The organism is Paenibacillus diazotrophicus, assembly GCF_042610465.1.
Genome location: NZ_JBGJZN010000001.1, coordinates 571888 through 586396 on the forward strand (window position 1 = coordinate 571888; position 14509 = coordinate 586396).

General features: G+C 44.7%; 14 protein-coding genes and 1 riboswitch. All 14 genes read left to right on the forward strand.

Going from position 1 to position 14509, the window contains the following annotated elements; genetic code table 11:
* Nucleotides 1-9: 9 nt before the first annotated feature.
* The 14 genes from ACAN54_RS02530 (at nucleotide 10) to ACAN54_RS02595 (ending at nucleotide 14371) form a co-directional block, all read left to right on the forward strand.
* Nucleotides 10-1299: a VPS10 domain-containing protein gene (locus ACAN54_RS02530; protein ID WP_379152061.1), complete on the forward strand. Its 1290-nt coding sequence runs from the start codon at nucleotides 10-12 to the stop codon at nucleotides 1297-1299.
* Between the two features lie 234 nt (nucleotides 1300-1533).
* Complete coding sequence (locus ACAN54_RS02535; RefSeq protein ID WP_379152064.1) at nucleotides 1534-1710, forward strand: hypothetical protein; 177 nt, start codon at nucleotides 1534-1536, stop codon at nucleotides 1708-1710.
* Between the two features lie 214 nt (nucleotides 1711-1924).
* Nucleotides 1925-2317: a DUF2500 domain-containing protein gene (locus ACAN54_RS02540; protein ID WP_379154115.1), complete on the forward strand. Its 393-nt coding sequence runs from the start codon at nucleotides 1925-1927 to the stop codon at nucleotides 2315-2317.
* A gap of 114 nt (nucleotides 2318-2431) precedes the next feature.
* Complete coding sequence (locus ACAN54_RS02545) at nucleotides 2432-3187, forward strand: SDR family NAD(P)-dependent oxidoreductase (RefSeq protein ID WP_379152067.1); 756 nt, start codon at nucleotides 2432-2434, stop codon at nucleotides 3185-3187.
* Between the two features lie 115 nt (nucleotides 3188-3302).
* Nucleotides 3303-3725, forward strand: coding sequence for a cell wall hydrolase (locus ACAN54_RS02550; RefSeq protein WP_379152070.1), 423 nt, complete (start codon nucleotides 3303-3305; stop codon nucleotides 3723-3725).
* 348 nt (nucleotides 3726-4073) lie between these two features.
* Nucleotides 4074-4478, forward strand: a complete 405-nt coding sequence (gene gerQ, locus ACAN54_RS02555; protein ID WP_379154117.1) for a spore coat protein GerQ — start codon at nucleotides 4074-4076, stop codon at nucleotides 4476-4478.
* Nucleotides 4479-4920: 442 nt separating this feature from the next.
* Nucleotides 4921-6237: a hemolysin family protein gene (locus tag ACAN54_RS02560; RefSeq protein ID WP_379152073.1), complete on the forward strand. Its 1317-nt coding sequence runs from the start codon at nucleotides 4921-4923 to the stop codon at nucleotides 6235-6237.
* A 175-nt stretch (nucleotides 6238-6412) separates the two neighbouring features.
* Complete coding sequence (locus tag ACAN54_RS02565) at nucleotides 6413-8290, forward strand: ATP-binding protein (protein ID WP_379152076.1); 1878 nt, start codon at nucleotides 6413-6415, stop codon at nucleotides 8288-8290.
* A gap of 76 nt (nucleotides 8291-8366) precedes the next feature.
* Nucleotides 8367-9122 carry a DsbA family protein gene (locus tag ACAN54_RS02570; RefSeq protein ID WP_379152079.1) on the forward strand — a complete coding sequence of 252 codons (756 nt, stop codon included), beginning with the start codon at nucleotides 8367-8369 and terminating at the stop codon, nucleotides 9120-9122.
* On the forward strand, nucleotides 9122-9553 hold the full coding sequence (locus tag ACAN54_RS02575; protein WP_379154119.1) for a disulfide oxidoreductase: 432 nt from the start codon (nucleotides 9122-9124) through the stop codon (nucleotides 9551-9553). Before ACAN54_RS02570 ends, ACAN54_RS02575 begins: the two co-directional genes overlap by 1 nt.
* A gap of 227 nt (nucleotides 9554-9780) precedes the next feature.
* Nucleotides 9781-9939: riboswitch (cyclic di-AMP (ydaO/yuaA leader) on the forward strand.
* 126 nt (nucleotides 9940-10065) lie between these two features.
* A complete protein-coding gene (locus tag ACAN54_RS02580) occupies nucleotides 10066-11883 on the forward strand; it encodes an APC family permease (RefSeq protein ID WP_379152082.1) in 1818 nt (605 codons plus the stop codon).
* A gap of 150 nt (nucleotides 11884-12033) precedes the next feature.
* Nucleotides 12034-13080 (forward strand): IS1595 family transposase, encoded by a 1047-nt coding sequence (locus ACAN54_RS02585; RefSeq protein WP_379152085.1) that lies wholly within the window; start codon nucleotides 12034-12036, stop codon nucleotides 13078-13080.
* 50 nt (nucleotides 13081-13130) lie between these two features.
* Nucleotides 13131-13598 carry a VOC family protein gene (locus ACAN54_RS02590; protein WP_379154121.1) on the forward strand — a complete coding sequence of 156 codons (468 nt, stop codon included), beginning with the start codon at nucleotides 13131-13133 and terminating at the stop codon, nucleotides 13596-13598.
* A 53-nt stretch (nucleotides 13599-13651) separates the two neighbouring features.
* Nucleotides 13652-14371, forward strand: a complete 720-nt coding sequence (locus ACAN54_RS02595; protein WP_379152089.1) for a histidine phosphatase family protein — start codon at nucleotides 13652-13654, stop codon at nucleotides 14369-14371.
* The last annotated feature ends 138 nt before the right edge of the window (nucleotides 14372-14509 follow it).

Sequence of the window (14509 nt, forward strand, 5' to 3'; positions counted from 1 at the left end):
GAGAGAGCATTGTCATTTAAGATTACAGGTTTCAAGGCTCTAAGAGCTGTAATTACGGTGCTCCTGGCCTTGCTTATACTGTCTGCCTGCTCTTCTCCTTCTCCGGAGCCTTCCCAGCCCCCGCAGCCGACGGAAGCGCCGGAAGAGGGGCAGACCATTACCTTAATTACACCAGATGCCCAAAACATCGACAACGAAAGCAGTCCAAAATATCAGATCCAGACCCGTCTGACAGATTTCAGGCTGCTGAATGATACGATTGGACTAGCCTGGGGCGTAACCAAAAATGAGCTGCGGATGTACATGACGATGGATAACGGCAAGACCTGGAGCAACATCTCGCCCTCTTCGAATGTCCAGTTTTTGTCCAACCCTGTCTATGGCAGGGACATATTCTTCACAGATCCCAGCAATGGATGGATCATCCGTAGCGCGTCAGGGCATTCGGAAACAGTGGTACTCCGCACAACAGATGGAGGAAGCAGCTGGAAAATATCCTCTTTTCCTGATGCCAATGCGATAACTTCAATCTACTTTAATTCCCCTGAACACGGATGGTTGATGACCTCCTGGGATGCCAAAGCCACCAAAGAGAGCAAAGCGCTGTATGCTACCGAAGATGGGGGAGCGACATGGAACCTGGTTATGCAGAACGAGCAATATAATCCTAACTTGCCAAATAATACAATCCCTATATCAGGGGTGATCACTGGGATGGTGTTCAAAGATTTTGAACATGGATTTGTAAGTTTGCAGACTGGTGCGCTTCCCAAAATCTATATAACCAAAGACGGTGCGGCAACATGGATACAGGGTCCGGAATTCCTCGTTAATGAAGAGTTACGCGGCTGTGACCGGGTAATAACAGGGGAGCCTGTTTTTTTTGACAAGGCCAGCCTGAATGGGTGGATGTCTGTAGGTTGCCAAACGGACAAAGAAGGCAGCATTACCTACAATGGTTATTTCACTGCCAACGGGGGCGGGAACTGGAAATTTGTGACCTTTGGACTGGGTGCGCAAAAGGGCGTCAACCGTCATATTCCTCCTGCCTTTTTGAATTCTCAGCTCGGCTGGACTCTGAAGAAGGATGTGCTGTATAAGACAACGAATCAGGGCAAAATCTGGACGGCACTTCCTGCCAGCGGTGTGCTGCAATCGAAGCTAGCCGAATATCCGGAGATTGTGAAGCTGCAGTTCGTGTCTTCTGAGGTGGGATGGCTGCTGATAGAGAAAAAAGAAGACCGCAAATCTATCCTCCTGCAGACTACGAATGGAGGGTTAAGCTGGCGGGTAATGTAAATTCATATCATGAATACGAGAGTGTCTATCAAACCAATTGTGGCTTGATCAGGCACTTTTTTTATTGCATGGATTTCAATTATGAAAAAATAAAGCATCAAAAATCTTATTTAAAATTTTCTTTAAAAATGTGAAAAAAATCACATGACAAACAAAGAATACTGTGATATATTTAACACATAGAGAACAAGTTCATTTTTTCACAAACTTTCATCCCGAATAGGAGAGATTAAAATGAAAACTTTCGAAACGGATTATGTAACCAGAAACCTTCTGCAACTGTGCTACAACTGTGATGATGCTCACCTTTGTGAAACCGAAGAACAATGCAGAGCTTGCTGGGCAGACAGCGGAATGCTTCCTGAAGAAACAGATGAAACTAAGCAATTATTGGATCTCGTACACGCGTAATCGAGGCTGCCGGATCAACGTTAATGAAGACCACTTTTAAGCTCTGGGAAGATAGAGCGGAGTGGTCTTTTTGACATATTTGTAACTACAGATCACACGAAATAATGTTTTTGTAATGCTTTATGGAATAGCTGGGGCATATACATGTACAGAAGCGCCTGCATCCGAGCAAGAGCAGGACAACATGGGGAATAAGGGGGATTAAGTCATGGGAATGGGCCCGGATCCATCTTGGATGTTTGATCTTACGGGGACGGTAATACCGATCTTTCTTGCTGTAGTGATTGGCATTGTCGCTGTTTCTGCAGGCAGGGGGCTGTTTGTGTGGAGCCGCAACAACAGCTCGCCCCTATTGACCATCCCCGCCCGTATCGTCAGCAAACGCAGTGAAGTCCGGCAGCAGCAGCTACAGGATGACACCAATAACAGCCGCACGAGTACTATCTACTATTTAACCTATGAGCTGGAGAATGGAGCGCGGATGGAATTCAAAGTAGACGGCAACGAATATGGTATGAGTGCGGAGGGTGACAGGGGAATTCTGACTTATCAAGGTACAAGGTACCAAGGATTTCAGCGGCAGCCCCGATACTCCACAGCGGAATAGAGCATTGTACTCAACATATTGGCGCAGAGCAGAACTTCCCCTTGTTTCCGATTTGAGGAACAAGGGGATATTTGTATTATGAGAAATCTGATTACATAGGGGAGTGGATTGAATATGAAATATCTTAACAGAACAGTCATAGTAACCGGTGCAGGTCATGGGATTGGAAAAGCTATCGCCAAGGCCTATGCAGCCGAAGGTGCAAATGTAGTGATTGCTGAGCTGGATGATTACACTGGGCGTAAGGTAGAGAAGGAGATTCGTCAAGCAGGCGATTCAGCCGTATTTTTCGCCTGCGATGTCAGCAAGGAAGAACAAATCATCGCAATGACAGCTTTTACTGTCCAATCCTACGGAACAGTGGATATATTGATCAATAATGCAGGTATTGCGAACCCGCATACACAGCCATTATACGAATTATCTGCAGAGAACTGGGATCTGGTGATGAACACCAATGCCCGCAGTGTATTTATCGCTTCCCGTGAAGCTGCGAAGATCATGAGGATGAATCCTGAAGGAGGGGCGATAGTCAATCTTTCTTCGACGCGGGCACTGATGTCCGAGCCCAATACTGAAGCATATACAGCTTCAAAAGGTGCTATCTCTGCGCTGACGCATGCTATGGCGATCACACTTGGAGGAGATGGAATCACGGTTAACTGCATCTGTCCGGGCTGGATTGAAACAGGCGATTACGAAGAGCTGAGAGAAATTGATCATCTTCAGCATCCATCCGGAAGAGTAGGCCGGCCAGAGGATATCGCCAGGGCCTGCCTGTATCTGACTTCAGCCGATAATCATTTTGTCACAGGCGCTCAGCTGGTGATTGACGGTGGCATGACACGAAAAATGATCTACGAGCCATAATTAGAATATTCAGAAAAATGGACGGGCGGTAATCGGTGCTAACTGTCACCTCTTGGGCGAATGCACATACAATACAGCGAGCAGTTGAGAAAGTGTAGGCTAAGGAGGAGAAAGTGTGGCCGTAATTAAAGCAAACTCGGAGGATGTAAAAGTGCTTGCACGGTTGATGCGGGCAGAAGCCGAGGGGGATGGCGAGTCGGGCATGCTGATGGTTGGCAATGTAGGTGTCAACCGGATACTGGGTAACTGTCTTGATTTCAAAAACATCCGCAATGTTAACGACATGGTCTTCCAAAGCCCTGGCGGCTTCGAAGCACCACAGAAGGGATATTTTTACCAGCGTGCCAGGGAATCCGATATCCGCCTCGCCAAACGTGCCATCGCAGGAGAACGAACCAGGCCGGCGTCAAATGCGCTCTGGTTCTTCCGACCCGTAGGTGACTGTCCTGCGACCTGGTACAATCAGCAGAATACCGGTCGTTACAAAGCACATTGCTTCTTCACCCCCACCAGTGAGGATTGTCCTGCAGTATATTAGAGCGTTCGGGTTCAGCGGATGCGGAGCCAACCGGAAGTCCGGTGCTTCGCTTCCGCAGCTCAGAAGCAGTTCTAATTCTCTCAGAACGAGCTACAACTTACTTTAGACTGGCCGAATCAGCCTGCACACCAACAATAATTAGGAGGTTTTTTAGAGATGATCGTTCAACCTTACCGCCCTGTGACGTATACCATTGGCAGCAACCCTTCAGGTGCAATGAGCAACATGGACAATATGAACAATGTCAGCAATATGAACAACATGAACAACATGAATCATATGAACGTCATGCACAGCATGAGCCCAATGGGAATGGGGAATATGGGAGCTATGGGCACAATGGGCAGTATGGGTACTATGGGAACCATGGGAAGCATGGGTTCAATGGGTACCATGAGTGGAACACCTCCACAAGTTACAAGCGGCAGCCCAATGACTCCAGGCGGCGGCGTAGTATCTACTACTGCTCCAGTATTCGAGCAATCATACATCGAAAACATTTTCCGGCTGAATCTCGGTAAAGTCGGCACCTTTTACTTCACATACGAGAATAACAAGGATTGGAACGCCAAGATATATACAGGGGTTCTGGAGGCTGCAGGCCGTGATCACATCATTATCAGCGACAAGACCACCGGTCAACGCACTGTGCTCCTGATGGTGAATTTCGATTATGCGACCTTCGAAGAACCTCTTGTTTATCAGTATCCTGGCACAATCGGCAATCCGCCGACCACACGCAATTGTCGTTAAGGGAACGTTACGCAGAGCCATAATTAACATGGAAACGGCAAAGCCTTTACGAGGGCGGTGCCGTTTCTTGATATTTTGAGAGTAGTGCTGCATTGACCAAACAGGGAAATAAAAGTAGAAATAGAAGCTGGCGGTACTAAGGTTGACGGAAAGATATTTAGGATTTAACCTAAGATTGAATAAGTATATATTCTTTCAGGGTTTACTATTATTAATACAGAATTATCAAAGATCATATTTTTACACTTGTTCACACCTGTTTTTATACGCAAAGTAATATTATAATAATGTGTATATTTATATTCGTGATTCCAGTCAGGAGATGAACGCATTGGGAAATTGATTGAGAAAGGAATTGTTGCTGTAGCAGCAGACATTTTGAACAAACGAAGGAGGTGGGCCTATCCGCCTGAATCGTGGAGACGGTGGATAGGAGTATAAATTGAGCGACCCTTTACCCGGTATATTACATGTAGGTCTTATTATTTTGTTGGTGCTGTTTAATGGCTTTTTTGTTTCGGTTGAATATGCGATGGTGAAAGTACGAAGCGGACGCATTGATTCCCTGATGGAGGAAGGCAGCAAACAAGCAGTGGCAGCAAGTAATATCGTACACAATCTGGATGGTTATCTGTCCGCCTGTCAGCTCGGCATCACTCTTGCTTCTCTGGCACTTGGTTGGCTGGGTGAACCGGCAATCGCCATGATTGTGGGACCCCTTGTAACAAGCCTTGGATTTGGCGAAACTTCAGTATATGTGATTTCGCTGATTATTGCTTTTATGTTCATCACAGTTCTGCATATTGTGCTCGGTGAACTTGCTCCCAAGACAATTGCAGTGAACAAAGCTGAAGCGGTACTTCTGCTAACTGCTGGTGCAATGAATGTTTTCTTCCGGATCATGTATCCTTTTATCTGGATCGTCAAAGGTCTGGCCAGCAGTCTGCTGCGGATATTCCGCTTATCGCCTGCGTCAGAGCTGGCAACAGCGCATACGGAGGAAGAAATCCGCATCATTATGCAGGAGAGCAACAAGAGCGGACTAATCGATAATACGGAAATGACCCTGGTGGATAACATCTTTGAGTTTGCTGATACGATGGCACGCGAAATCATGATTCCGCGCACGGAAATGATCTGTCTGAACAATAATCTGACGGTTGAAGAAAATATGGAAATTGCCTTTGACGGGATGCGTACACGGTATCCGGTCTGCGACGGGGATAAGGATCACATCCTTGGATTTATTCACATCAAGGATCTGATCCGGGACAATGCACCCAAATACAATGAATTGATTCGTCCCATTCTTACCGTACCGGAATCGATTCAGATTAGTGCACTTCTCAAAGTCATGCAGCGTGCGAAGACGCAAATCGCGATTCTGATTGATGAATACGGCGGTACCTCCGGTATGGTTACACTTGAAGATATTATGGAGGAGATTGTCGGTGAAATTCAGGATGAATTCGACGAGGAGCGCCCGGGGGTAGAGAAGCTGGGAGATCATGAATTCTCCATTGACGGCTTGATGCTGATTGAGGAGATCAACGACCGGCTCGGGTTGAACATGGAAACGGATGACTATGATACGATTGGCGGCTGGTTGTATTCCAAGCTAGAAGTCAATCCGCCGCAAAAGGGGCAGACCGTTGAATTTGACAATCATCTATTTGTGGTAGAAGAAACAGACAACAAACGAATATCCCGTATCAAGGTAATGAAGATCGAGTTTCTGGCTGAAGAGGCAGGAGCTTGAGGATAACCTAACTCTTGTTCCAAGGCATGGCGTGAAGCAAACGCTGTGTCTTTTTTTATACATAAAATCCCATAAAGCATAGAGATTTTTGTCGATTCGAGTCGTTTCGCACAGGGTAAAAAGAGTGTAACTGACAGGATTACATTCTTTTTAAAATAAGAAAGGAGAGTGGCCGATGACGAATCACTCATTTTACAGCGAGCTGCTGGCCCTCTTTTCTATTGTAATAGCATGGCTATCCAGCTTCATAGCAGTGGAGCTTACTGAAAGAATGGTACGTAAAAAAAGAAGTGTGTTCTATGTCCTATTGAGCGCCAGCAGTCTTGGAATTGGGGTATGGAGTATGCACTATATTAGCATGAGTGCAGTTAAGCCCGGGAACAGCATGTCTTATGATCTGCTTCTGCTGTTATTTTCACTGGCCGTGCCTATAGCGGCGTCTTTTGTGCTTCTAATGATATTCAATAATCCCCGTACGCGCAGGAGCAAGTCAAATCTCGCCTTGGGCGGCTGTTTATTCAGCAGCGGTATCCTGATCATGCATTACAGCGGGATGATGGCTATGCAATATTCAGCGGCTTTTGAACAGAGCATGTTATCAATATTCGGTTCTTTAATACTCTCGCTTGCCATTCCTGTGGTTGCAGCCTCCTATAACTTCAGGTGGATAGAGCAGCGGTATAATATGTTTTCTGCAGCCAAAACCAAGCTTATTCTGCTCCTCACTGCAGTAATGTCGGGAACGAATTATATAGCTATGGCTGGAGCTTCTTATGTCAACACAGAACCCTCTATGTACACTGGCAGAACTCCCCTTCTGAATGATTCGATGCTGGGAATGATCCTAGCCGGTACGTTTCTGCTGGTTGTCATTGTTGTGCTAATTCTTATGTATAAAGATAGGAAACAGGTGATATTTACTTCACAGTTTAATGAGCAGCGCTACTCTGCCTTATTTGAGTTCAGCCCAGATATGGTGATATGCATCGACCCATTAGGCAAAAAGGTGATCAGTGCTAATCCTTCGTTAAGGCGGACAACGGGTTACGGCCAAGAGGAGTTGAGCGACTATAAGAATGTGTTATTCAGTACCCGGGATGCACAAGCGCTCAAATCAGTCATAAAGCGTGCTGCAGCCGGGCAGTCCGGGAAGCTTGAAGTAAACGTAAAAACTAAAAACGGAAGCAAGTTGATCTGCAGTGTTACTGTCTTTCCTTTAATGAGCGAAAAAGAGAACTTCATCTATATTATTGCAGAAGACATCACAGCGCTAGCTGAACAACAGAAAGAGCTTCTAATCGCCAAAAATGCCGCTGAAAGCGCTGCGCGGATGAAAACTGAATTCCTGGCTACGATGAGTCATGAAATCCGTACACCCCTTAACGGCATTATTGGCATTAACCAGCTGCTCGCCGAGGAAATTACAGTTCCTGAGCAACTGGACTTATTAAAACTTCAATATACGAGTAGTCATGCCCTGTTGAATGTGATGAACGATGTTCTGGATATATCCCGCCTGGAAGCAGAAAACATACTGCTGGTAAAAACGGATTTCAATCTTCCTGTATTGATGCGGGAGTGTGTGAACCTTTTCAAGGTTGCTGCCACCCAAAAAGAATTGGCAATGTCACTTCAGCTGGACCCCGCCGTTCCGGAATTGTTCATAGGCGACAGCGCGCGCATCCGGCAGATTTTGGTTAATCTAATCGGCAATGCAGTCAAGTTTACTCATCATGGGGGGATAACAGTATCCGTAGCTCCATACAGCGCTCTGGGTGCGTCTATGGTTCTTGAATTCACGGTGAAGGATACAGGGATTGGGATCACGCCGGATAAGTATAAAATGTTGTTTCAGCCATTCTCCCAGGCAGATGCTTCCCATACCCGCAAATATCCCGGCACAGGTCTCGGGCTGGCGATCTGCAAGAAACTCGTAGAACTTATGGAGGGAAGCATTTGGTCGGAAAATGCCACAGGCGGGGGGAGTGTTTTTAGCTTCAGAATCCCTCTGCAGCGGATGGAACCTATTCCTCAACAGGAGGTTTGCCAATAAGAGAGTTTTAATTATATAATTTTAAAGGAAATACCTTCATCACAACAGTCCCGACGGGACAGAAAGGAACTCTCATTTGAACAAATCAAATAAAAACAATGTCATGCTTCCCCAATTAAGCAAAGCGGAGAAACGCAGGGCACAACAGGAACAGGACAAGCAGAAAACGAGAATCCTGATTATTAGCACAGTGGCCATTGTAGTGATTATTTTCACCGTGCTTATTCTTTTGGCATCGAAGGACTCTTCTTCCAATGCAGGTTCAGGCGAAGCGGTTCAATTCAATTACAGTGAGCTTCCAAGACTGGGCAAAGCGGATGCACCGGTTAAAATCGTCGAATTCGGTGATTTCAAATGCCCGGCGTGTGCCAATTTTGCAGGTGTCATCAAGCCACAGCTGGCCCAGGAATATGTGAATCAGAATAAAGCAGCTATTTACTTCGTAAATATGGCCTTTATCGGTCCGGATTCTGAAACGGCCTCTCTGGCAGCCCTCTCGGTATACCATCAGAATAGTGATGCTTTCTGGAAGTATTACGATGCAATTTATGCGAATCAAGGGGATGAAAATGCTGAATGGGCTACACAGGATTTTCTGGTGAATCTGGCAGAGAAGGAAAAGCTGCCCATTGATTTAGATCTGTTGCGCAAGGATATCAAGGAACGGACCTATGAAAGTGAACTGCAAAAGGATATTACTCTTGCCAAGGATACCGGAGTCACCTCCACACCTACTGTATTTATTAATGGATACAAAGTAGAGGAGCCATTCAATATGGAAGCCATAGATGCACAGATGAAGTCTGCTTCCGAAGCAGTGAGCGCCGAGTGATGAAGTTCTCTACGTTCTGCAGGCGCCACTGTCTCTATCTGGCCTGGTTCGTGTCCGTTATTGCGGTAGCGGGAAGCTTGTATCTTAGCGAGGTCCTAAAGTACGAGCCATGTAAGCTGTGCTGGTTCCAGCGTATATTTATGTACCCGCAGCTCATCCTGCTGGGCATTGCCACATACCGGAATGACAAAAAGATAATTCCTTATGTGCTTCCTTTAAGTCTAATTGGGGGTAGCATAAGTGTTTATCATTATGCCGAGCAGAAGATTCCTGCACTCAGCAAGGTGCTCCCATGTACGATTGGCGTACCCTGTAATAAAGATTATCTTAATTTTTTCGGGTTCATTACGATCCCTTTGCTTGCCCTGATCGCATTTGCTCTAATCACGATTTTGCTCTGGACCGGGCGTAAAGAGGACACCGTAGACTAGACAGAGCCACAGCAGAATATAGAGGGCAATCATTCCTGAAATTTCTGACACAAATATAGATAAAAATCATGAAAAAACCCGGTATGAAGGGATATTCGCAGAGAATGAAAGATCGCTATATCCCTCATCTTTGTTTTGCGTAAATTGGATGTTTTTTCATTCTTTTTTCATTTTTTTCACCGCTTTACGGAAGAGGCATTGTAGACTATCATTAGACCTTGTGAGAAGTTGAATATGCGCTGAATTTTCTGTAAGGAAAAACGGGGGAACCAACATTGGCCAAGCGCCAAAGGGGTGAATCGGGAACGGTCCGCAAGGGCTATAACCGTAGGGCTACCACAGCCCGAATCCGCCAGCTAACCTCGTAAGCAACGGTGGGATAATGACGATGCGTAAGCATGCGGATCATTTCCGTATGCTTATTTTTGTGCCTGCATTTATGAAATCCACCAATGAAAACAGCGCACGGTATTACCGTTTCAACGTAAGCAAAGAGAGGAACTGTTACTACAATGGTAAGCAAGGTAAAACGACTATTGATCGGGCGTCCGATGAAGTCGAACGAACTCGATCATGAAAAGTTATCCAAGGTGAAAGCACTGGCTGTCCTGTCTTCTGATGCGCTCTCGTCTGTAGCCTACGGAACGGAACAAATCCTGATTGTGCTGGTAGCCGCAGGCTTCACAGCTATCTGGTACTCATTGCCAATTGCATTAGCCGTATTGGGCTTGCTGGCTATTTTGATTTTATCCTATCGCCAGACTATTTTTGCTTATCCGCAAGGCGGAGGCGCGTATATCGTTGCCAAGAGCAACCTCGGGGTTCCTACTGGACTCTTAGCAGGCGGATCGCTTCTGGTCGACTATATTTTGACCGTTGCGGTTAGTGCGTCGGCAGGGACGGATGCGATCACATCCGCTTTTCCTAATCTTCATAATCATAGTGTTCTAATCGCCGTAACCGTTATTCTGCTCTTGACCCTTGTCAACCTACGAGGCGTTACGGAATCTGCATCGTTCATTGCTATTCCTGTGTATCTGTTCGTAGTATCGATCTTCGTGTTGATCATTGCGGGAATATTCAAATATGCAACCGGCGGAGCCCATGCCAATGTTCCAGAAATCGGGGCTGCTGTATCGAATGTCAGTTTGTTTTTACTGCTTAAAGCCTTCAGCTCCGGCTGTTCGGCCCTTACAGGAGTAGAGGCGGTATCGAACGCAATTCCAAACTTCAAGGCACCTGCTGAGAGAAATGCGGCCAAAACCTTGATGATGATGGGAATTATCCTTGGAAGTATGTTTACAGGAATCACGCTGCTCGCCTACTGGTACGGAATTACACCGGATACCAAAGCTACAGTTGTATCCCAAATTGCTGAATCTACTTTTGGACGCGGTGGTTTGTACTTCTTCATTCAAGGGATTACTGCTGTAATTCTCTTCCTTGCAGCCAATACGGCTTACTCAGCTTTCCCGCTGCTGGCGTTTATGTTTGCCAAAGATAAATATCTGCCCCATGCCTTTATGGTCCGAGGCGACCGTTTGGGCTTCTCTAACGGCATTATCTTCTTGGGTGTATTATCAGCCCTGCTTGTCGCTGCTTTTCATGGAAATACAGAAAGTCTGATTCCTTTGTATGCAGTGGGTGTATTCATTCCTTTTACCCTGTCCCAGCTTGGTATGATGGTGCACTGGTATAAATCCAAACCTAAAGGCTGGCAAAATAAATTTGCTGTGAATACGGTGGGGATGCTTACTACCCTGACCATTACTCTGATCTTTATCATCACGAAGTTCTCGAGTGTATGGATGGCCTTTATCTTCCTGCCGGTTGTAATGTTCGTGTTCCACCGGATTCACCGCCATTATCTCAATACAGCAGATCAGCTGCGTATTTGTCCGGAAACGGATAAACCTTGTATCAAAGGAAGCACCGTAGTTGTTCCTGTCGCAGGTGTAACCCGTGCAGTTCTGCATTCCATCAGCTATGCCAAGTCCTTAACGGATAATGTGGTAGCCGTGTATGTTGGATTTGATGAAGAAGAAATTAACAAAATGGAACAGAAGTGGGAGGAATGGAATCCGGGAGTGCGCTTAATTGTACTACGTTCCCGGTATCGCAGCATTCTTCGTCCGCTTGTCAAGTTCATTGATACAGTGGAGTGGAAGACCGCTTCTACCGACCATATCACGGTACTCATTCCGCAGTTTATTACGAAGCATTGGTGGCAGGCGATCCTGCATAACCAGACCAGCTTGTTCATCCGCTCTTATCTGATGAATCAAAAAGATATCATCGTAGCGACAGTGCCTTATCATTTGCATAAATAAATAGATGTATTACATTAACAGGGCTGTTTCCGGATACTTCGGGAGCGGCTCTTTTGTATTGGCTATGTTAAACCTTATTGTTGATATTTGATTATTACGAACAAACGTTCTATAATAAAGGTAATATCATTTTTCGGAGATGATTTACCTATGGATTTAAAGGAACTGAAGAAGCTTGCCGATACTTTGGACGATAGCAGCAAGCGGGAGCTTATCTATTTCTTGCAGTCCCAAACCAAGGGCATGTTGGCTCCTGTAAGAGCAATTGATGAGATACAAGAGCAGAAGCACAAAGATGGGCTTGTTTGCCCGCATTGCAAAAGCCATTCCGTTGTTCGGTTCGGCAAGTACCTAGTAAAAACACGTGCTGGAGAGGTCAAACGTCAGCGTTACCGTTGTAAGTCCTGTCGCCAAACGTTCAATGACCTTACGAACACCCCTTTGCAACGAACGAGGCGACCTCATATGTGGGTTCGTTTTATTGAATGCATGATTGAGGGCTTTTCTCTTAGAAAATGTGCAAAGCAGTTAACCGATGAAGTCACACATGTCACCTTGTTTTACTGGCGACATAAGATTCTCGCCGCTCTTAAGCAAATACCAACTGAAGCGTTCCAAGGTATCGTCGAAATGGACGAAACCTATTTTCTATTCTCTGAAAAAGGCAAGCAGAATATCGTTGGACGTAAGCCTCGAAAACGTGGCGGCAAATCCAAATATCGTGGCATAAGCAACGACCAGGTTTGTGTCCTTGTAGCCCGTGACCGTCAAAAGATGACCTACTCTGGCGTTCTTGGACGTGGGCGTATTAAGACAACGAAGTTGGATGAAGCGATTGGCGAACATCTATCCGACTCAAATGTTCTTTGTACCGATTCGTGGAGAGCGTTCAGTTCGTACGCAAATACTAAAGGCTTAGCTCATTACCGTTTCAAGTCCGATGGTAAACAGCGTGTGAAGGGCGTGTACCATATCCAAAACGTAAATAGCTATCACAGTCGCTTAAAGAAATGGATGGACCGATTTAATGGTGTTGCAACGAAATATTTGCATAATTATCTGGCGTGGTTTCGATATATAGACAGCAAGGAATATGAGAATACCTCATCGAATAAGAAAAATATGCTGGTCAAATCATGCCTATTTACGGTGACAGAAACGAACAACAAACTTCGACTGTCGGCTTTATCTTGCTGAATAAACTGACGATGCTTGTGAAATTTATAATAACAAAAGGTGTGTGTGAAATGATAAAAGGAATATATGAGGCACATTTACCAGTAAGAAATTTAGAAGTTTCGATAGAATTTTATAAGAAATTGGGTTTGGGTTTTGCTTGGCGAGATGATGACACTGCTTTCTTTTGGATAGAAGAGGGAAAAAGTTGGTTGGGTTTATGGCAAGGAGATGAGTATAAGACCCCTTACCATCCTTCATTACGACATATTGCTTTTCGAGTATCATATGAAGATTTGAAAAAGTCTTTAAAATGGTTAGAATCAATTCAAGTTGAAGCTGTACCATTTGGCAGAAGAACATCTATTGAGCCATTTATTCGTCCGAATCAAGGTAACGCTTCCGTTTATTTTAATGACCCAGACGGTAATAGTTTAGAATTAATATGTTATGTTCCAGTTTCAGATGACTTAAAACATATTACTGATAAGTTGTCTTTTGAGGAATGGGAAAAACTTATGGATAGTCATGTAAAATAAAATTGAACCACCTTCTCTAAGGAAGGTGGTTCAATTTTAACCCAAAATCAACATTGAAATTTAACATAGCCTTTGTATTAAGAAGAAAAGGTGAAAGTGAATTTTATATTAATATGGTATTATTATGCCTATCCGAAATAATAGAAGGGGAGATGCAAATGGCCATTTATTTCATAAGACATGGAATTGATGATGAAGGATTTCGTGGAGGGTGGAGTCAAAGAGGACTCGTTGTTGAGGGATATCGGCAATCGGAGAAGCTGGGGCTTTACCTTAAGGAAAACCAATCGTCCTTTAATATACATCGTATCCTAAGCAGCGATTTGCAACGGGCATTAGATACAGCAAATGAGATCTCCAGAGCACTAGGATTTCGAGTTGAAAGCAGCGAAGATTGGAGAGAAACGAACAATGGGGTTATTGCAGGCATGCCCAATGAAATTGTGGATGAACGATACCCTAATCTGTACTTCTCGGGTTTACGGATGGATGAACGTTATCCTGGCGGAGAAAGTCCCATTGAATTTTTTACACGTATAAAAGAAACATTTACCCTACTATGTGAAGAACAAGTGCGAAACCATCCTGTTGAAAATGTAATCGTTGTTACGCATGGTGGAGTCATTAATATAATCTATCATATTTTGAGAGGATTGGAATGGACTAACAAGACCCGAAAAGCATTTTCGGCTTCTTACACAAGTATACATAAAATAGAGTATTGTGAAGGAGAGTGGAGAATTTCACTGGAAAACCTTACACAGCATCTGTGAAGATAAACAGTTGCGTGTAAAAACTAAATATTTATGTTGACATAGATAATGAGAATCAATATCATTTAATGGAGTGAGACGTAACAGACAATTCTTTGACCAGATCGGATATTACATATAGGATTCTATTGATGTATA